Below are 19,724 nucleotides of genomic sequence, written 5' to 3'. Positions count from 1 at the left end.
ATAATAACTATTAAGATGCGGCAACCTGATCCTTTTCCTCAAATTCAGCAAAGCCGTTCTGATAGGGTAATCCTAAATGCTCCCGTAGGGTGGAGCCGGTATATTCTGTCCGTAGCAAGCCTCTCTTCTGCAGGATAGGAACCACCTGTTCCACAAAATCAGCCAGTGAGCTTAAACCGGAATCCCCAATAATGTTAAAGCTGTTTCCTACCCCGGCCTCAAACCACTGCTGCAGTTTGTCCGCAATACTTTCGGGTGTGCCCAGGAAAACGGGATGGTAGTTGATCGGGCCGTGTGCTAGCATACTAGCTACAATATTTTCGATGCGATTTCCGATAAAACGTCCGAGGGATGGGATTATAGTCTTCGGTAACAGACGAGTTTGCACCTACTTTTAGTTTCAAAGCTGGCTCTGTGTTAATAACAAAGTTTTCCAAAAAGGTCTGGGCCTTTGGCATGTATTTTTATTGCCGAAGCCACAAAGTGTTTTTATAAAATAGCCTGACCGCCATCAACTGTAAGTTCACTACCAGTCACATAGCTACTTTCTTCACTAGCTAGGTATATAATGGCGTTCGCGATATCCTTTGGTTTGCCTTTATATCCCAGAGCAACTGTAGCTTCTGCCATCTGATCCAAATCAACTTTTGTAGAGGGATCAGCACCATTAAGCGCCCCTAAAGAATCCCAAGCCGGTGTTTCAATTATCCCTGGATGTATAGAGTTTACACGTATTCCTGTCCTGTTTTGTGCACATTCTAGCGCTGCAACTTTTGTCAATTGTGCGAGACCAGCCTTACTGGCACAGTAAGCCGACATATTTGCATAGGCTTTTTTTGAGGCTGTAGAAGACAGGTTGATAATACTTCCACCATTGCTTTGTGTCATTAACGGAATAGCGTGCTTCATTCCCAGGAACATTCCATCCAAATTGATTGCAAACACTAACCTGAAAGTTTCATAACTCATTTCGGTGATAGGAGAAGGCCTTCCGATCCCTGCATTATTTACTAATATGTGTAAAGCACCATATTTTGATTTAATTTCTGCAATACCGTTGATCCATTCTTCTTCTTTAGTAACATCAATTTTAATAAAATCTGCTTTACCACCTTTAGATTTTATCAAATCGACAGTTTTAACACCTAAGTCTTCACTTAAATCAGCAACAATTACTATTGCACCTTCTTCAGCCATTCTCAAAGCCGATTCAGCGCCAATTCCTTGGGCAGCACCTGTAATCAATGCTACTTTGTTTTCTAACTTTTTCATTTAATAATTTTAACAGCGTTGTTCAATCATGCCTATATTGAATGCTCTCTTCTAGATCTTACCGAATCAATTTCAAATTGTCTGCTAATTGAAGCATCACGAACCGGATCCAACCAATGATATGCACCCGGATAGATGGTTGAGAATCAACCATTTTTTTTCCTTTCATATATCAAGTGATTTATGGGTTCAAATTTTGGTTAGAAAACTATTTAAGCCCGTCTGCAGGGAAAAATAATTCTCTGTAAAGGTTGACTATGTGTTTGCTGGTGAAACCTTCAACATACTCTCCTTTTCCTAAAGCCGATGTAATTTTCTCACCATATCCCGCTAATCTCTGAAGAGATAGGTCCCTTAATTCAGCGGACCTTTCCCTGTGAATGTTTTCAGGATTAAGGGCTTTCTCCAACTCCTCAATTGTTAATTCGGTACAATAAGCTGGAGTTCCGGGCTGCAGTCTCCAGGAATCTTCAAGGGAACCGCTATCTAAAGGGTCAAAACCAATAGCATCTACTAATTGTGACGCAACTTTTTTATGTTCAGGAACATCACCAGCGATTGCCATAGCAATACGACCTTTAGTTCCCTTTGCTGTTCCTTCGTGTTCCAGCGTGTAACCAAGTAAACTGTTAAAGGCTTTCACTACAGGCCTCCCTAATTGTTCGCTTACCCAAACACTTTCAGGTTTACCTGCTTCGATTTCCTCTATAACATAATTGTCCCTTGCTGGGAAATAGTTGGAGGTATCAATGAACACCACATTTTCTCCCAAACGACTAAACTTTTCTTTAAAGCCTGGTAATGCTTTATTGGGAACAGATGTAATCACCACTTCTGCATCTTCGATAGCTTCATCAATTGTTGTTGCAGTCGCTCCGGTTCTTTCTTCTACATCCTTTAATTGTTCTGGCGGAAATTCGTTTGAAATTTTTACAGCATGACCTGCTTTAACTAACTTTTTGGCAATGATAGATCCGATCAATCCTGCTCCGATTATTCCAATTCTCATGTTTATTTATTTAAGGTTTAAAATTGTTTGATGATTAACGGCCATACTTGGCAATAAACTATTATGGCCTAGAATTACGGCAAGTCCACTATTTAAAATCCTGCATCAAGTCCTCAACAACTTCTTTCACGCTACGGATACTTTTAATGTATGACAATCCATTTCCTACAGTAACATATCCTCTTTCCAGGTCACCATCCAGCATCCCAACTTTTAGCCCCTGTTCAGTATACATTTTGTCGGCAATTTCATCCCGGGCTTTTCCACCTTCATCCATCGCCAAAAGTTCACGGCTATATGGTGTGGGTATTGACCTATAGTAGGCTGGATTAGTTTTAAATAACAGTAGGTCGCTTGCTGTGTGAGTAAGAATAAGTTGTTTGACATTTTCGGCAGCAGGATTTTCTTTAGTGGCAATAAAAACAGTACCCGCAAACACCCCTTCTGCACCTAATGCGAAAGCAGCGCGAACACCCCGAGCGTCTGCAATACCACCGGCAGCCATTACAGGAATATCTACAGTATCAGCAATCATGGGAACAATTGAAAAAGTACCGATTACTTTTTCAGGCACTGTACCGCCTTCATCAAATCCTGTAGCAACCAAGATGTCTGCCCCAATTTTCTCTGCATATTGGGCATTCTCAATACTTGGCGTCAGTGAACGGAAAATCGTCTTCATATTATTTCCCTTGAACTTTTTAATTAGAGGTCCATAATCAAAGCCATCCATGCCATTCAGTAACACCACTTTCACACCTTCATCAATCAGTAAGTCTGCAATAACATCCACCGTACTTAAATCGTAAGAAAGTATTACCGGCACCCCAAAGGGCTTATCCGTTAAGGTTTTGACTTTTCGAATTTCCGCTTTTAAGCGGTCAAAGATTTCGTCAAATGATGTTGGATTTGTATGATGGCCAGCGTGAGGGCCTAACATCCCTAAACCTCCGGCATTGCTTACTGACGCAACAAATTCTGCATTGGTTATCCAAGACATAGCACCTTGAATAATTGGATATTTAATCCCTAGAATTTCTGTTACCCGGTTTTCTGTATTAATCATTTTCATTAATTATGATTTAACTATTCGTTCCATTTTGATAGGGAATTCCTAAATGGTCCTTGAGTGTGTTTCTTTCACATTCCTCTCGCAGTAACCTCTCCGCTGAAGAGTCACCCCGGCGGCCTGGGCAATGGCTTGGATGCTCTCCTCGCCCCAGGCATCTGCAAAGAGTACCAGATACCCTGCCACACGGAATTTCGTGGCGAGTATCTTGTCAATTTAGCCAGCCCCCATAATTCTTATTTTCCTGTTTTAAGGGATGTGTGGGTTTTAGCTGGTTTAGACGCGCGGGTCGACACCATACTGATACGGCACGCCTAGATTTTCCCGCAAGGTCTTCCCTTCGTACTCTTGGTGAAACAAGCCACGTGCCTGCAGAATCGGGACTACTTCTTCTACGAAGGCGTCAATCCCATCAACATTGACATCGGGTAAAATCCAGAAGCCATCAACGGCTCCCGCCTCAAACCACTTCTGCATGTGGTCGGCCGCTTCCGTGCCCGGACCGACAGTAACCGGGTGGTAATCAATGACCCCGTGCGCCAGAATGTCCCGCAAGCTCCAGCCTTCTTGGGCAATCGTTAGGGCGTGGGAGGAGCGGGGGTCGTACCGGGAAGGGCGAGCGGCCTTTAGCTGCGCTGGGCTAAGCGGGTCGTTCAGGCGGGTACTATCGAGCGGTATACCCAGCATACGCTCCAGATACGCAACCCTTTGTGGAAAGTGCTCCTTCGTCAACTGAATGCGCCGGTCTAGGGCAGTGCGCTTGTCTTTGGCAATCGTGGGCATGATTCCCGCAAAAAACTTAAGCTCATCCGGGTCACGTCCGTACCGTGCGGCGGCCGCTCGGAAGGCTGCTCGTTGCGCCCGGGCGTCAGCAATGGTAAAGGCGGAGCCTATCACCACATTCGCAAACCGTCCGGCCAGCTCATGGGCATTGGGGCTGCCCCCGGCATGCACGATAACCGGCTGCCCTTGCTCCGAGGGCGGGATGTAGAGCGGGCCGCTCGAACTCACAAATTGGCCTTGCAGATTGATGGGCCGCACCTGCCCCTTTTTGGTGAACTCCCCGCTTTCCTGGTTGTGCACCCAGGCGTCCTTGCCCCAGCTGCCCCAGAGGGCCTGCATCAACTGGACCATTTCGTGGGCCCGGCCGTAGCGGTCTTCGCTGGAGGGGATGTTGCGGCCATAAAAGGCAGCGACCTCCTCCGAACTCGACGTCACCGCATTCCAGCCCGCCCGGCCATGGCTCATCACGTCCAGCGCTTTAAATTGTTTGGCCAGATTATACGGTTCGTTAAAGGTGGTAGAGCCCGTGGCAACCAAGCCAATGCGTTTGGTTTCGCGGGCGATGGCTGCCAAGGTCATCATCACCTCCATGTTTACGCCAGGGGGCTGGGTTTCTACATCCGCGGAAACACTGGGTCCGTCAGGCAGAAACAGGAAATGTAATTTACCCCGTTCGGCGGCTTGCGCTTGCTTGACGATGACGTCAAAATTCACATAGCTTTTGGGGTCTACTCCAGGCATGCGCCAGGCTCCCGGCTGGGAGCCGTACCCATTCCCGAGGTGGAGGCCGATAAGCATCTGCTTGCCGGCGGTAGAAGGGTTGTCTATTATTTCTTTTGGTGATTCCATGATTCTGTTGTGCTTTACTGAAAGCTAAGGGTGACCTGATTGGAAAACCTGTTGCAAAATTACGGTTATTAACTTTCCTTTGTATAGTGCTTTCCAAAAGGAAAGTGAAATAACTTAATTTAGAAGAGCTATGGCCAATAAAATGGGATACCTGTCCTGCCTTGACACGGTAAAGCCGGTGCGGGATGCGATCGAAGTAATTAATGGCAAATGGAAACTGCCTATCATCATCTCTGTTATGACCGGCAACGAGCGGTTCACCGACATACAGGAGAGTATTCCAGGGATCACCCCGAAGGTTCTGGCCAAGGAGCTCAAGGACCTGGAGCAGCACCAGCTGATAAAGCGCGTGGTAGTGGATGACTACCCGGTGAAGATCCTGTATAAGCCGGAACCCTATGCCGATACCTTAACCCCTATCATCGATGCCTTAAAGGGTTGGGGACTGAACCACCGAAAGAGAATCTTTAGTAAAGAATGAATGTGCTGGTAGCCCCTGAAAGCATAATGCCGTACCTACAACTTTAGATGAATTTTAAAGACCGGGAAAAAAATTATGAACAGAACAGCCTTAGTAGTGGGTGTAAGCGGGATCACGGGCAGCAACCTGGCAGAAGAACTAGTCAAACAAGGGTGGACGACCTATGGCCTGGCTCGAAACCCTAACGTGAGCATAGAGGGTGTGCAGCCAGTTGCAGCAGACCTTACGAGCCCAGAGAGTTTGTCAGCCGCCCTTGCCGATGTTGCGCCCACGCACGTGTTTTTCACCAGTTGGACGCGCATGGAGACGGAGGCAGAAAACATAAGGGTGAATGCAGCGATGGTTCGTAACCTGCTGGATGCCTTGGCACCGAAGAAATCGGTGCAGCACGTGGCTCTGGTAACAGGACTCAAGCATTACCTTGGGCCTTTCGAAGCCTATGCGAAAGAAGGGTTTCTGCCCGAGACGCCCCTGCGCGAGGAGCAGCCCCGGCTGGACATAGAGAACTTTTATTATGCGCAGGAAGATGAGGTGTATGCCGCTGCCGCCCGTGATGGCTTCACCTGGAGCATTCACCGTCCGCACACGGTTATTGGAAAAGCAGTAGGCAACCAGATGAACCTGGGAACCACCTTAGCTGCGTATGCCACCATTTGCAAGGAAACGAATCGCCCTTTCCGATTTCCTGGATCGGAAGCGCAGTGGAACGGCCTGTCGGATGTGACCGACACCCGGGTGCTGGCAAAACACCTGGTATGGGCAGCGACCACGGAAGCAGCCCGTAACGAGGCGTTCAATGTAGTGAACGGAGAGTACTTTCGCTGGAAATGGCTGTGGAAGCGCCTGGCCGGCTGGTTCGGTGTGGAGCCTGTTGGCTTTGATGGTGCCGTTCATCCCCTGGAGGACCAGATGGCCCAGGATGGTCCCGTGTGGCGTGAAATTGCAGAGCGGTACAATTTAATAGAGCCTGATTTGAACCGATTGGCATCGCCCTGGCATACCGACCTGGACCTGGGACGTCCGATTGAGGTGATGACGGACATGTCCAAGAGCCGCAAGTTGGGTTTTACTGTCTATCAGCAAACGGAAGAGTCTTTTTTCGACCTGTTCACGCAACTCCGCAACGATCGGTTGATTCCCTGAAGTCTCTTCATCGTTTAAATAGACATAATCTTAACAGCAAGAATATTGAATAAAGGGTGGGCTGAAATATTAAGGAAGCTAAATTAGTGATGGGTTAATTAATCGACTACTATTGCTTTTAGGATAAATTGCCAATTACCAACACTGGTAGCTATAATGCTTTTTCTGCCCTTGTAGAGTCTACAACAGTAAAGGACAATCTTTAAAAACTTCATCAGTAGCTTGTTAGCCAATAACACCTCTTATGTAAAGTAAGAAGAGTAGTGTACCTACTTATCGTCTACCTTCAGATAAACGCTTATAGCAGCCAAGTCAATGTGGATAAGGTTCGATAATTCCATCCTTTGGTCTACTCGAAAGGCCTTCAGCGTGTGCTGAAGGCTTTTTTTCATGCACTTCGGACACCAAAGCTTGGCTATTCTCCGGCATAACCACCACCTCATCATGTCGGATTAAGTTGTTTTACATTCTATATTTGACAGCCTCCAATGTTGTCTATCTATAAGTCGTATTATAAACAGACTGAAATGAGTAGCCAATAAATAGCAGCTTTCAGGTATTACGGCAGGCAAAAGAGGGTTATGCAAATGTACTCTAGTAGATAATAAAAACGCTATGGTCCTATAACAGCCCATAGCGTTTCAGGAAATGATGTAGCTTTTAAACTCTGCCTTCACCAGAAAAGGAACTGTGACAACAGAGCACTGTTTATTTCTTTTCTTTAAAAGAGCGGATAAAATTGCGGGTGAAGTCAGATAAAACGAGCGTGCCGCTAATGCCTGCACGTTCAACTAGTAGCTTGTCCCAATGCTCTGTTCCCTGCCAAAACACTTCTTTCATTGCTTTAAGGGCCTCCGGGCTGTAGGAGGTCAGTTTAGCTGCAAAGGTTTGGACGGCGACATCCATCTCTTCCGTTGATTCATATACATCCACATATAAGCCTTTATCTTTGGCCCACTCCGCCGAGCGGAATTCTGATGCATCTAAAGAAAGCTGGGAGAAAGCAGCCAAGCCGATTTTTCGTTCTACTGCAGGTCCTACTACAAAAGGGCCTATTCCTAGTGCCAGTTCGCTCAGCTTCACTGATGCATGCTGGGTTGCAAAGCAGTAGTCCGTGGAAGCGGCTACACCCACGCCTCCGCCAATCGCTTTCCCCTGCACCCGGCCAATAATGATTTTACTTGAGTTGCGGCAGGCATTGATAACTTTTGCAAAGCCAGAGAAAAACACCAATCCCTGCTCTTTGTTCTCAATAGCTATTAGCTCATCAAAGCTGGCACCAGCGCAGAACGTACGTTCCCCCCCACTTTTCAGCACAATTACTTTTGTCTTCTCTTCCTGACTTACATTAGTAATTGTTTTAGCTAATTCATCCAGTAGCGCACCTGGCAAAGAGTTATGCGATGGATGGAAAAATGTAACGGTAGTTATACCCTGTTCATCTGTTGTCGCCTCTACTGTACCTGCTGCTTTTGTATCTCTCGTGCTCATAGTTTCTTGTTGGACATAAGTAGTAAGCCCCAAGATTTCAGACTTCCGATTTTACACATCCAGCTCTTGTAAGTCGATTCCCTGGTGAGGAACTGAATCCAAGGCTAAAAAAACAAAAGTCTTGCGTCCTGATACTTGTGTCCTATTTCTCTTTTATTCTTGATTTAACTTTTTAACCATGGTTAGGATCGTAGCAACGGCCACTGTCTCGCCGGTTTCATCTGTTACGTCTACCAACCACTTCACGATACCTTTTGCCACATCCTCTTCGCTGCGCTTCTCCTGACCTACCTTTTCTTTGCACGTAAGCTTTACGCCAATGGTCATACCCGGGTAAACTGGTTTTGTGAAGCGGCATTCTTCCAACCCATAGTTCAGCAAAACTGGTCCTTTTTTCGGATGTACAAACATACCCGCCGCCTTAGACAGGATATAGTATCCGTGCGCAACCTTACCCTCAAATAATGTTCCCTCCAGGGAAGTAGCATCCACGTGGGCATAGAAGTGATCCCCTGATACGTTCGCAAAGTTGGCAATGTCTGCCTCCGTAACGGTATGGTTATGCGTAACGTAAGTCTCCCCTATTTCCAGCTCTTCGAAGTATCTCTGGAAAGGATGCTTATCGTATTCGACCTGCTTCGCTCCTTTCTGATACACGCCTGTGATAGCCGTTACCATAGTAGGAGAGCCCTGAATAGCAACACGCTGCATAAAGTGCTTCACGCCACGTACACCACCCATTTCCTCGCCACCTCCGGCTCTACCTGGCCCGCCATGAATGAGCATCGGCATTGGGGATCCGTGACCAGTACTTTCTTTCGCACACTCCTGGTTGAGCACCAGAATACGGCCATGGTGGGTCGCGGCGCCAATAGCATATTCCTGTGCTATAGCAGGGTCGGCCGTGGCAATAGAAGAAACCAGCGATCCTTTACCCATTTTAGATATTTCAATAGCCTCATCTAAATTTTTATAAGGCATGATAGTCGCTACCGGACCGAAGGCTTCCACTTCATGGGTATGGGTGTAGCGGAACGGCTGCTCGTTGAGCATAACGATAGGCGAGATAAAAGCACCTTTCTCAGGGTCTGCCCCAATCACGTCCACCTTCTCCAGGTCGCCGTACACAATAGGAGTTTGCCTGGCCAGTTCCCTTACATTGTTTCGCAGCCGCTGCAGTTGTTCCTTACTTACGATAGCGCCCATACGTACCCCTTCAGCCTGCGGATCGCCAATGGCTGTTTTAGAAAGTTCACGCCCTAGGGCAATCTGCACATCTTCAATCAGCTTATCCGGTACAATGGCCCGTCGAATGGCGGTACATTTTTGTCCTGCCTTAGAGGTAATTTCCTTGCGTATTTCCTTGATGAATAGGTCAAATTCAGCTGTGCCGGGAACAGCGTCCTCCCCCAGTACGGCACTGTTCAGGGAGTCTGCTTCCATAGTGAAAGGCACTGCTTCCTCAATAAGTCTTGGGTGAGCTTTCAATCTTCGACCTGTACTGGCCGATCCTGTAAAGGTCACTACGTCCTGGTACGTCACATGATCCAGGATGCCTTCTCCAGTACCCGTTACCAGCTGCAAAGCTCCCTCTGGTAAAATCTTTGAGTTGATGATCTCCCTTACTACCGCTTCTGTCAAAAAGGCTGTGACAGGGGCAGGCTTTACAATAGCAGGCATTCCTGCCAGCAGGTTAACAGCTATTTTCTCCAGCATACCCCACACAGGGAAATTATAGGCATTGATGTGTATAGCTACCCCTTCTTTTGGCACCAGGATATGATGCCCCATAAACGTTCCGCCTTTCGACAAGCCGATGGGTTCATCTTCTACAAAAAACGTTTTGCCTGGAAATTTTCTGCGCAGGGAGGCGTAGGCAAACAGGTTACCGATGCCGCCCTCAATATCGACCCAACTGTCGGCGCGGGTGGCACCTGTACGGTAGCTGAGTTTATAAAAACCTTCTTTTTTAGCTAGCAGGTGCAACGCCAGCGCTTTCAGCATCAGGCCGCGCTCCTGAAAGGTCATTTTACGAAGTGCTTTATTACCCTTGCTGCGGGCGTACTGCATCATCGCTTCAAAGTCGAGGCCACCGCTATAGGCTGTATATATATGCTCGCCGGTCACAGCATCCAGTATCTGGCTCTCTTGCCCGGAACCGGGAGTCCATTCTCCCATGGCGTAGTTTTGCAATATTGCGCTCATAGTTCTTTTATGTTTTCAAAATTGTCATTGGTACGATAGAGAGAAACGATATTAGGTCTGTAGCTAAAGCCTCTATTCTAACTAACAAGCTTTTATTCCAAGCTATCTTTACTCCTCGGTCTCTTGCTCTGGAACAGCTATGTTAGCAAGTATAAACCACACCTTTCTCAGACTCTATAATAGGCTATACCTCACCCCTTACTTTCGTTCCAGGTCTTGTAGGTACTTTCCTGCTTTTGCCTGTCGGCGGGCACTTCTCTTAGTGGTTCGCAAGGTTTTAGGGTGGCGTGGCAATCGGCCGGAAGCTGCATGTAGACCTGCGTGCCTTTCGTTTTCCAGTCAATCATTTCATCACTCACCTGCTTTATGATCTTGTATGGATTGCCTACTACTAAACTTCGCGGTGGAATCTTCTCATCCGCTTTTATAAAGCTCAAGGCACCTACGATGCTTTCGTCTCCTACCTCCACCCGGTCCATCACCACGGCGTTCATGCCGATCAGCACATTCCGGCCAATGGTGGCGCCGTGAATTATAGCACCATGGCCAACGTGTGCCATCTCTTTCAGCAGCACCGTTACTCCCGGAAAGACGTGAATAGTACAGTTCTCCTGCACGTTGCAATTATCTTCTATCACAATCTGGCCCCAGTCACCCCGGATAGCAGCACCCGGACCGATGTAAACATTCTTGCCAATGATAACATTGCCGGTCACAGCTGCCTGCGGATGTACAAAAGCACTTTCATGTACGACTGGCTTATAACCGTTGAACTCGTAAGTCATCCTTTACACTTTTTCTATGATAGCTGCATAACCCTGCCCTACGCCCACACACATGGTCACCAAGGCATAGCGTTTGTTCTGCTTGTGCAGTTCGATGGCAGCGGTGTTTAAAATTCTGGCACCGCTCATGCCCAGGGGATGCCCTAAGGCGATGGCGCCACCGTTAGGGTTGATGCGCGGATCGTTATCTTCTAAGCCGAAGCCCTTGATACAAGCCAGGCTTTGTGCAGCAAATGCCTCATTCAACTCTATCAGATCAATGTCATTCAGGGTAAGGCCTGCTTTTTTCAGGGCAATTTGGCTGGCTGGCACCGGTCCGACACCCATTACGCGGGGCTCCACACCTGCTACACCCATCGACACAATGCGTGCTTTTGGGGTGAGGTTGTGCTTTCTGATACCATCTTCTGATGCCAGCAAGAGAGCCGCTGCGCCATCGTTCAATCCGGAGGCGTTGCCAGCAGTCACCGTACCGTTTTTCCGGAAGGCAGGCCGCAGTTTCCCCAGCACCTCCATTGTGGTGGATGGTTTGAGGAACTCGTCCTTGTCAAAGATTTTTGGGTCGCCTTTGCCTTGCGGAATTTCTACTGGTAAAATCTCTTCGCTAAAGCGACCCTTCTTTTGCGCTTCCGCTGCTTTCTGCTGTGATCGGAGGGCAAACTGGTCCTGATCTTCACGGTTGATGTTTTCGCGCTCTGCCAGGTTTTCAGCTGTTTCTCCCATGCCATCTGTTCCGAAAAGCTCTTTCATCTTTGGATTCACAAAACGCCAGCCGAAACTGGAGTCGTGCATTTCCGAGTCTCTACCAAAAGGAGTACTGGCTTTTGAAATGACCCAAGGACCACGCGTCATATTCTCAACGCCACCGGCAATAAAAAAATCACCGTCTCCGCATTGTATAGCTCTGCTGGCTGCAATGGCTGCTGATAAGCCTGAAGCACACAGGCGGTTTATTGTTTCACCGGGCACAGAGAAAGGCAAACCAGCCAGCAGCAACGACATACGCGCCACATTCCGGTTGTCTTCTCCAGCCTGGTTGGCACAGCCCAATATCACATCAGCTATCTCCGCTCCGTCAACAGAGGGGTTTCGTTTCATCAGTTCCTTAATCACAAGGGCAGCCATGTCATCAGGTCTTACGGTCGCCAGGGTACCACCGAAGTTGCCAATCGGGGTACGGATGCCGTCTATGAGGTATGCTTGTTTCATTATCTTATCCTGTTTGATAGAGGTTATTAAACCCACCCCTAACCCCTCCAAGGAGGGGAATGTATATACTTATATGTCTTTGCTGGTTCGGTAAGAGGTGCCTTTAAACAGCGCAACCAACACACCTTCCTGATTCGTGATCCGGATCTGGTACACTCCTACCTTGTTTTTCAGGCTTTCCTCTTTAGCCTCCACAGTCAGTGAGTCACCGAGTTTACCTGCTTCGAGATAATCCATGTTGGTGCTGAGCGCAACACTCAGGCGCCCGTGACTGTTGCAGGCAAAGGCAAATGCACTGTCGGCAGCGGAATAGGTGACGCCACCATGTAGTATACCGAAGCCGTTTAGCATGTCTTCCCGCACCTGAAAGTGCAGGCGGCAGTAACCTTCTCCTACTTCGTCTATCTGCAGTCCAAGCAGCTTACTATAGGCATCCTTCTCCAGCATGCGGTGCAGTACCTCTTCTGCTTTACTTAATTTTTCTTTAGGCTCGTTCATATGCGAAAGATGTTTGGCCAGACCGTACTATTTTTCGGAGCATGTGGCTTGCCCGGTAGCGGTCCTCATGGTACTCTTCATAAAGGTCATCTAATACCTGCAGCACGTTTTCCAACCCCCACTCATCTGCCCAGGCCAGTAAACCTTTCGGGTAATTTACCCCTTTGGTCATGGCCAGTTCCAAGTCCTCTTTAGAGGCCACGTTTAGCACCAGCGCATCTACAGCCTCGGCGATCAGCATCGCCAGGATGCGGTGAAGGATATAAAGGCCATGCTCCCTGTTCTTCTTTGGTTCCGGCTGTGAAACTCCTTCCTGGTAACTGTAAAAGCCCCTGCCTGACTTACGGCCATAGTATCCAGCTTCGAAGAGACGCTTTTGTGTAAAGGAGGGCTTGTATCGTGGGTCATAAAAGAAGGCTGCAAAGACAGATTCCGTCACCCGATAATTCACATCATGGCCGATAAAGTCCATCAAGGTAAAAGGCCCCATCTTGAACCCACCCAGTTCGGTCATTGCCCAATCAATGGTTGCGGCATCGGCTATGCCCTCTTCCAGCAAACGGATTGCCTCGCCGTAGAAAGGACGCGCCACTCTATTGACGATAAAGCCAGGAGTATCTTTGGCAATTACTGGTGTTTTCCCCCACAAAGTTACCAAGGCTTTAATTTCGTCGGCCAGTCCTTCCCTTGTCTGCACTGCCGGTATGATTTCAACCAGCTTCATGATCGGAGCAGGGTTGAAGAAGTGTATACCGATAAAACGCTCCGGCTTCTGACAAGCCGATGCAATGGAGGCAATGGATAGCGAAGAAGTATTGCTCGCCAGGATGCAACTATTTGAAACGATCATCTCTAGTTCCCGGAACAAGTTCTGCTTTACCTCCAAGTCCTCGATTACCGCCTCCAAAACAAGAGCACAGGCAGCGCAGTCCTGGTGCTCTTCCGTCAAGTAAATGCGCCCGTAGATTTCTCCTGCTTCTGATTCGGATATCTTGCCTTTTGAGCAGAGTATATCCAGTGAGCTTTTTATGCTTTGTGCCGCACGCTCCAGAGCCTTATTATTTTTATCAAGAATGTAAACCTTATGTCCCGCGGAAGCTATTACTTGCGCAATGCCTGCTCCCATAGCTCCACTGCCGATGATGCCGATCGTCATTGTCCTTTGAACTCTGGTTTTCTTTTTTGAATGAATGCCTGCACCCCCTCTTTAAAATCGTCTGTAACGCCTGCGCGATGCTGGTAGGTCGACTCATGCCGCAATTGCTCATCAAGACTTAAATCGAAAGTACAATTCAGTAAAGCCTTGGTATAAGCGAGGCCTTTTGTCGGCATCTGTGCCAGGCGCTTCACCAAGCTACTAACCTCGTTTTCAAAAGCATCATCTGGAAAGGCTTTATAAATCATACCCATTTCCTGCGCTTCTTTTGCACTCACCTTATCCCCTGTCATCATCAAAGCGCTGGCTCTTTGTAACCCTATCAGGCGGGGTAAAAAGAAGGTGCCGCCGCTGTCAGGTATAAGTCCGATCTTACTGAACGCCTGAATAAAAGAAGCTGACTCTTTGGCCACCACAATGTCGCAGGCAAGGGCTAGATTGGCACCGGCACCTGCCGCTACACCGTTCACGGCAGCCACCACTGGCTTTTCGAGTTGCCGGAGCAGCAGCACAATCGGGTTGTAATGCTGATCTACTATCTTTGATATTTCCATCGCATCCGCCGCTGTCGCCTCAGCCAGATCCTGGCCAGCACAGAAAGCTTTGCCTTCGCCAGTTAGCAGCACAGCCCGCACTTCCTCATTTTGCTGAATCTTGCGCAGGCGCTCCTGCAACGATAGAGCCATTTCACGGTTAAAGCTGTTAAAAATGTCTGGCCTGTTCAGGGTGATGGTGGCGACGCCAGCCTCAAAGGCATATTTGATGTAGTTGTTTTCTTCCATGTTTTATTTCAGGCATTTAAAATAGTCGAAAGGCTCCAGGCATTCGTTGCACTGGTAAAGTGCTTTACAGGCAGTGGAGCCAAACTGGCTGATCAGTTTTGTGTTTTCTGATTTACAAAGCGGGCAGCGCACGGTGGTGTCTCTGCCAAACAGGGCATGTATGTCTCCTCCATCCTCCACAGGAGGAGCAATGCCGTACTCCTCTAATTTTACTTTGCCCTTTTCTGAAAGCCAGTCGGTGGTCCAGGCGGGACTCAGCTGCATATTGATGCGAACCGATTTGAATCCTTCTGCCAGTAGTTTCAGTCTGATATCTGTGGCAATGGTGTTCATGGCAGGACATCCGGAATAGGTAGGTGTAATTGTCACCTGCACCTCTTCGTCCTGTACCTGCACATTGCGTACCACCCCCAGGTCCACCACGCTCAGCACCGGAACCTCAGGGTCGGAAACATCTTCTAAATATTGCCAGATTTTATCTTCTGTGTTCAAATCAGATTATAGATACTGTATGTCAGGTTTTAAGCTTTTTTGCTGTTCCGGACTTTCGATCCGAAAGAGCATTCAGAATGAGAAAGCCTACGCCGCTACCACTCCAGGCCTGGATAAGCTCTTTGCAGGTATTGCAGCTCCGTCAGAATAAAGCCGAGATGTTCTGTGTGTCTTCCTTCCTTGCCTCCTGATTGCATCCAGATGTTTTGCGGAATTTCCAGAGTAGCCTCCTTGAACACCTTAGCAATGTGGGCATCTGAGCTTTGCTTTATCATACTATAATCCGAGATGACACCTAATTCTAACAAAGCTTTTTCAGTGCCTGTCATCGTAAACAGTTCACCTGAAAAAGGCCATAGGTTCTCAATGGCTTTTTCAATACGCTGCCTGCTTTCCTCTGTGCCGTCACCCAGGCGGATTACCCATTCTGAGCTCCACTTGATATGATAGCTGGATTCTTTTAAAGACTTTTCAGCAATAGCGGCCAAGCGGTGGTCGGTGCTATTCTGAAGTTCTTTCAGGAAAAAGTAATGGAAGCTGTCGAAGATAAATTGGCGCATGATGGTATCGCCAAAATCGCCATTCGGCTGTTCTACCAGCAGTGGGTTCTTATATTCCACGGCATCACGCAGGTATGCCAGGTCATCTTCTGTACGGCCTTTACCTTCCAGCTCTGCCGCATACTGATATAAGCTGCGGGTCTCGCCGATCAAATCCAGCGCAATGTTAGACAAGGCCATGTCCTGCTCCAGCACTGGTCCATGTCCGCACCACTCTGAAAGGCGATGCCCCAGAATAAAGGTAGTATCAGCCAGTTGCAAGGTATAGTCCAGCAACAGCTGCTTCACTTCAGGCGCATAGTCCTGTACAGGCGTATTGAAGTGCTGCTCGTGCAGGTGCGGCGCATTTTCGTGGTTGTGCATCATAACTGTTACATATTTTTAATTTCCGCAGGCACCTCATAGAATGTAGGATGGCGGTATACTTTGTCGTTTGCAGGCTCGTAGAAAGCAGCGGCATCATCAGGGTTAGAAGCATGTATATGCTTCGACTCCACCACCCATATACTCACGCCTTCCATACGGCGGGTATACACATCGCGGGCATTCTGGATAGCCATTTCGGCATCCGCAGCATGCAGGCTGCCTACGTGTTTATGGTCAAGGCCTTGTTTGCTTCTGATGAAGACTTCCCAAAGAGGCCATTCTTTTGTATTCATATGTTTTACTTTGTTAAAGTACATTAATGAGGTTTTGCCTCTTTATTTTAAGTCGGCACTGTATCTACTAAACCAACTTTTCGCCTCGCCGGCTAGGCCTTCCTTTTCTCTTTGATGAGAAAAGGAAGCAAAAGAATCAAGACGAATTTGAACTCGCTGAACACTCAAACAAAAATTCGTCAGCCGTGCACTTGGCTAATTTTTCTGCTTCGTAGCATTACGCAAAAATTCCCCTCCCCGGAAGGGTTAGGGCTGGGTAACTTAAGCACTGCTTGGGCAACACCCTATGCTGCCTGCTCTGCTTTCTGACGCTCACGCTGTGCTCTTTTCTCGGCATGAGCGAGGGCGGCTTCGCGTACCCATGCACCTTCTTCATAAGCTTTCACACGGGTCTGGATACGCTGCTTGTTGCAAGGGCCATTGCCTTTGACCACGTTCCAGAATTCATTCCAGTTTATTTCACCAAAGTCATAGCCGTTTTTCTTCTCGTTCCACTTCAGGTCTTTATCCGGCACGGTCAAGCCTAGAAACTCCGCCTGAGGCACCATCATGTCAACAAAGCGCTGCCGCAATTCGTCGTTGGTGAAGCGTTTGATTCTCCAGCGCATCGACTGTTCCGTGTTCGGCGACTCATCGTCTTTTGGCCCAAACATCATCAGTGTAGGCCACCACCAACGGTTAAAAGCTTCCTGCGCCATCTTCTTTTGCTCTGGTGCACCGTTGCACAGCTTCATCATAATCTCGAAGCCCTGCCGCTGATGGAAGCTTTCTTCTTTACACACACGTACCATTGCACGAGCATAAGGGCCGTAAGACGTACGACACAAGGGCACCTGGTTCATGATAGCAGCGCCATCCACAAGCCAGCCAATGGCCCCGATATCCGCCCATGAAAGGGTTGGGTAGTTAAAGATACTGGAGTACTTGGCCTTACCAGAATGCAGGTCTGCAATCATCTGGTCGCGGGAGGCGCCCAATGTTTCTGCGGCACTATATAAATACAAGCCGTGACCTGCCTCATCCTGCACTTTTGCCAACAAAATAGCCTTGCGCTTAAGCGAGGGAGCACGTGTGATCCAATTTCCCTCTGGCAACATCCCTACAATTTCAGAATGCGCATGCTGCGATATCTGTCGGATGAGTGTTTTACGGTAGGCATCCGGCATCCAGTCCTTCGGCTCTATTCTGATATCTTTGGCAACCTTTGCTTCAAATTGTTCTTCCAGATTTACTTCTACCTCTTCCATAGCTTCTTGATCATTAACTAACGTTCGTTAGTATTTAAAACTAAAAATATTATTGGTCAAAATCAACTACAACCTTCTCTGTCAGCGGACGAGCCTGGCATGTTAATATATAACCAGCCTTCACCTCTTCGGGTTCAAGCGAGTAGTTTACATCCATCTCCACTTCTCCTTCTATTACTTTGGCGCGACAGGTACTGCAAACGCCTCCTTTACATGAGTAAGGCAGATCAGCACCTTGTTCAATGGCGGCGTCCAGAATGGTATTGCCGTAGTACGACATATCCAGGTTCATCACCACACCATCCGTTTTTATGGTTACTTTACTCTGCTTGTCTGCCTTACCGGCAGGTCGCTCTTTGCGGCTTTCCTTCTTACCACTATTACCTGTGGTGAACAGCTCAAAATGCACTTTTTTACTGTCTACACCCGCCTCCAGCAAAGCATCTTTCACGCCAAAAATCATTTCCTCCGGACCGCAGATAAAGCATTCGTCAATCTGTCCGGGCTCAATAATGTTATCCAGAAAAACGTTGGTCTTCTCTTTATCTATACGGCCAAAGAAGAGCTCAGTGTCACTATGCTCCCTGCTCAGGATATGGTACACGCTCAGCCTGTCCATGTACTTGTTCTTCAGCCCTTCTATCTCTTCTTTAAAGATGATAGAGTTGCGCCCCTTGTTTCCGTAGATAAGGTATACCTGGCTCTTCGGCTCCGTCAACAAAATGGTTTTCATAATGGAGAGCACCGGTGTGATACCGCTGCCAGCTGCAAACATCACATACAACTTCTCGTTCTCCGGGTGCAGTTCGGTATAGAAGCGCCCCATCGGAGGCATCACTTCCAGTTCCTCCCCTACCTGTAGGGCCTCGTTGGCATAGCTGGAAAATCGCCCCTCCGGCACTTTCTTAATCGCCACCTTCCACTCATTCTCCAAAGGACTGGAACATATAGAGTAAGAGCGTCTGAGTTCCTCATTGTTAAGCTGCCGCCTGAACGTAAGGTACTGCCCCTGGGTATAGCGGAAGGTATCTTTCAGCTCCTCCGGTACATCCAGCGACACGGTGACGCAGTCGTGCGTTTCCCTATTGATGCGTTTGATTTTTACCTTGTGAAATTTACTCATGAATATACAGTTCTTAGATCTTTAATTCTGCTCAGCTTGCCGCCCTCGCTTCTCGGTAATGCACCGTAAGCCACCAGCTTCACATCCATCGACAGGCCGATGTTGTCCTTTATTTTTTTGATGCACTCGCCTCTGAGCTGTCGCAGGCTTTCATGCTGCACCACGCTTTCTTCTGTTATTTCACTCAGACCTAGTGTATGCATATAAAACTCGTCCAGTTCATTGCTAACTTCTACCTTATCCATACTACCGGTGCGGGTCGCGGTTACTTGGTAATAGGAAGAAATATGCAGCAGCTCTTTCAGAACATCTTCTACTTGTGTATGGAAAAAATTAACACCATGACTGATGAGCATCTCATCTGCCCGCCCAACAATTGGCCCCATCTTAACATGTGTGCGCTTCGCAGATTTATCATAATAGATAGCACCTTGTTGTAGAGGTAAGTAACCTGTTCCTTTAAGCGACTGTTCTGAAGCTTCCAGAACTTCTCCAAGGGCATACGTTCAATATCAGGATTTAAAAGCATTTTTTGTAGTTGAGAGGTATTACAAATAGTACATAAACTTTTCCTGATCATTCCACAGATAGTTGTTAACCGGTGGGGACTAACCAAATGTATAGTATAATTAATGAACTAACAAACGTTAGGTAGGGTAAATTTTACAGAATTTAACTAATATGGATGAAGAATAATCTGCTTAATAGTAAACTATAGAAGAAACTCAACTTACCTGCCATAACCTTATCAATATCGGCTCTTGAATTACTTGTGCTTTGTGGAAAGTAAACCCACAGAAGCCAGCAAAGGCACATGCCGCTATCACGCTTCATATACCATCTTAACTTTGATAACTCCCATCACAAGACACAGATAGGGAGTAAAGTTTGCTAGCTCGTTCTTATCACCA

At 47.6% G+C, this 19,724-nt stretch carries 21 protein-coding genes; 2 read left to right on the top strand and 19 right to left on the bottom strand.

What is annotated here, in order from left to right:
- Window positions 1-10: 10 nt before the first annotated feature.
- The 5 genes from PKOR_RS14640 to PKOR_RS14620 form a co-directional block, all read right to left on the bottom strand.
- On the bottom strand, window positions 11-304 hold the full coding sequence (locus tag PKOR_RS14640; protein ID WP_046311692.1) for a hypothetical protein: 294 nt from the start codon (window positions 302-304) through the stop codon (window positions 11-13).
- A 185-nt stretch (window positions 305-489) separates the two neighbouring features.
- On the bottom strand, window positions 490-1,272 hold the full coding sequence (locus PKOR_RS14635) for an SDR family NAD(P)-dependent oxidoreductase (RefSeq protein ID WP_046311690.1): 783 nt from the start codon (window positions 1,270-1,272) through the stop codon (window positions 490-492).
- Between the two features lie 208 nt (window positions 1,273-1,480).
- The gene (locus PKOR_RS14630) at window positions 1,481-2,281 is read right to left on the bottom strand and encodes an NADPH-dependent F420 reductase (protein WP_046311688.1); all 801 of its coding nucleotides are present in this window, start codon (window positions 2,279-2,281) and stop codon (window positions 1,481-1,483) included.
- A gap of 88 nt (window positions 2,282-2,369) precedes the next feature.
- Window positions 2,370-3,353, bottom strand: a complete 984-nt coding sequence (locus tag PKOR_RS14625; RefSeq protein WP_200897373.1) for an NAD(P)H-dependent flavin oxidoreductase — start codon at window positions 3,351-3,353, stop codon at window positions 2,370-2,372.
- Window positions 3,354-3,626: 273 nt separating this feature from the next.
- Window positions 3,627-4,982 (bottom strand): NtaA/DmoA family FMN-dependent monooxygenase, encoded by a 1,356-nt coding sequence (locus PKOR_RS14620; RefSeq protein ID WP_046311687.1) that lies wholly within the window; start codon window positions 4,980-4,982, stop codon window positions 3,627-3,629.
- 130 nt (window positions 4,983-5,112) lie between these two features.
- On the opposite strand from PKOR_RS14620, the gene PKOR_RS14615 reads away from it, so the two are divergent.
- The gene (locus PKOR_RS14615; protein ID WP_046311685.1) at window positions 5,113-5,463 is read left to right on the top strand and encodes a winged helix-turn-helix transcriptional regulator; all 351 of its coding nucleotides are present in this window, start codon (window positions 5,113-5,115) and stop codon (window positions 5,461-5,463) included.
- Window positions 5,464-5,538: 75 nt separating this feature from the next.
- Window positions 5,539-6,606 (top strand): SDR family oxidoreductase, encoded by a 1,068-nt coding sequence (locus tag PKOR_RS14610; RefSeq protein ID WP_046311684.1) that lies wholly within the window; start codon window positions 5,539-5,541, stop codon window positions 6,604-6,606.
- A gap of 269 nt (window positions 6,607-6,875) precedes the next feature.
- Here PKOR_RS14610 and PKOR_RS25855 read toward each other — a convergent pair whose 3' ends face one another.
- The 14 genes from PKOR_RS25855 to PKOR_RS14545 form a co-directional block, all read right to left on the bottom strand.
- Window positions 6,876-6,998, bottom strand: a complete 123-nt coding sequence (locus PKOR_RS25855; RefSeq protein WP_262501776.1) for a hypothetical protein — start codon at window positions 6,996-6,998, stop codon at window positions 6,876-6,878.
- A gap of 316 nt (window positions 6,999-7,314) precedes the next feature.
- Window positions 7,315-8,097, bottom strand: a complete 783-nt coding sequence (locus PKOR_RS14605) for an enoyl-CoA hydratase/isomerase family protein (protein ID WP_046311683.1) — start codon at window positions 8,095-8,097, stop codon at window positions 7,315-7,317.
- 153 nt (window positions 8,098-8,250) lie between these two features.
- Window positions 8,251-10,302, bottom strand: a complete 2,052-nt coding sequence (gene paaZ, locus PKOR_RS14600) for a phenylacetic acid degradation bifunctional protein PaaZ (RefSeq protein WP_046311681.1) — start codon at window positions 10,300-10,302, stop codon at window positions 8,251-8,253.
- A gap of 191 nt (window positions 10,303-10,493) precedes the next feature.
- Window positions 10,494-11,087, bottom strand: a complete 594-nt coding sequence (locus PKOR_RS14595) for an acyltransferase (protein ID WP_046311679.1) — start codon at window positions 11,085-11,087, stop codon at window positions 10,494-10,496.
- 3 nt (window positions 11,088-11,090) lie between these two features.
- Window positions 11,091-12,296 (bottom strand): 3-oxoadipyl-CoA thiolase, encoded by a 1,206-nt coding sequence (pcaF, locus tag PKOR_RS14590; protein ID WP_046311678.1) that lies wholly within the window; start codon window positions 12,294-12,296, stop codon window positions 11,091-11,093.
- A gap of 69 nt (window positions 12,297-12,365) precedes the next feature.
- The gene (gene paaI, locus PKOR_RS14585) at window positions 12,366-12,794 is read right to left on the bottom strand and encodes a hydroxyphenylacetyl-CoA thioesterase PaaI (protein WP_046311677.1); all 429 of its coding nucleotides are present in this window, start codon (window positions 12,792-12,794) and stop codon (window positions 12,366-12,368) included.
- Window positions 12,781-13,950, bottom strand: a complete 1,170-nt coding sequence (locus tag PKOR_RS14580; RefSeq protein WP_046311675.1) for a 3-hydroxyacyl-CoA dehydrogenase NAD-binding domain-containing protein — start codon at window positions 13,948-13,950, stop codon at window positions 12,781-12,783. Before PKOR_RS14580 ends, paaI begins: the two co-directional genes overlap by 14 nt.
- Window positions 13,947-14,732, bottom strand: coding sequence for an enoyl-CoA hydratase-related protein (locus tag PKOR_RS14575; protein WP_046311673.1), 786 nt, complete (start codon window positions 14,730-14,732; stop codon window positions 13,947-13,949). The genes PKOR_RS14580 and PKOR_RS14575 overlap by 4 nt, the downstream gene beginning before the upstream one ends.
- Before the next feature lie 3 nt (window positions 14,733-14,735).
- Window positions 14,736-15,224 carry a 1,2-phenylacetyl-CoA epoxidase subunit PaaD gene (gene paaD, locus PKOR_RS14570; protein WP_046311671.1) on the bottom strand — a complete coding sequence of 163 codons (489 nt, stop codon included), beginning with the start codon at window positions 15,222-15,224 and terminating at the stop codon, window positions 14,736-14,738.
- Window positions 15,225-15,319: 95 nt separating this feature from the next.
- The gene (gene paaC / locus PKOR_RS14565; RefSeq protein ID WP_200897372.1) at window positions 15,320-16,150 is read right to left on the bottom strand and encodes a 1,2-phenylacetyl-CoA epoxidase subunit PaaC; all 831 of its coding nucleotides are present in this window, start codon (window positions 16,148-16,150) and stop codon (window positions 15,320-15,322) included.
- Between the two features lie 5 nt (window positions 16,151-16,155).
- Window positions 16,156-16,443: a 1,2-phenylacetyl-CoA epoxidase subunit PaaB gene (gene paaB, locus PKOR_RS14560; protein ID WP_046314527.1), complete on the bottom strand. Its 288-nt coding sequence runs from the start codon at window positions 16,441-16,443 to the stop codon at window positions 16,156-16,158.
- Between the two features lie 284 nt (window positions 16,444-16,727).
- Entirely contained in the window at window positions 16,728-17,690 is a 963-nt protein-coding gene (gene paaA, locus PKOR_RS14555; RefSeq protein ID WP_046311670.1) for a 1,2-phenylacetyl-CoA epoxidase subunit PaaA, read from the bottom strand.
- A gap of 49 nt (window positions 17,691-17,739) precedes the next feature.
- A complete protein-coding gene (paaE, locus tag PKOR_RS14550; RefSeq protein WP_046311668.1) occupies window positions 17,740-18,813 on the bottom strand; it encodes a 1,2-phenylacetyl-CoA epoxidase subunit PaaE in 1,074 nt (357 codons plus the stop codon).
- Window positions 18,810-19,199, bottom strand: coding sequence for an acyl-CoA synthetase family protein (locus tag PKOR_RS14545; protein ID WP_084694809.1), 390 nt, complete (start codon window positions 19,197-19,199; stop codon window positions 18,810-18,812). Before PKOR_RS14545 ends, paaE begins: the two co-directional genes overlap by 4 nt.
- Window positions 19,200-19,724 lie beyond the last annotated feature (525 nt).

This window comes from Pontibacter korlensis (assembly GCF_000973725.1).
GTDB lineage: Bacteria > Bacteroidota > Bacteroidia > Cytophagales > Hymenobacteraceae > Pontibacter > Pontibacter korlensis.
Note: the sequence above shows the minus strand (reverse complement) of the source record. Positions and strands in the feature narration are given on the sequence as shown.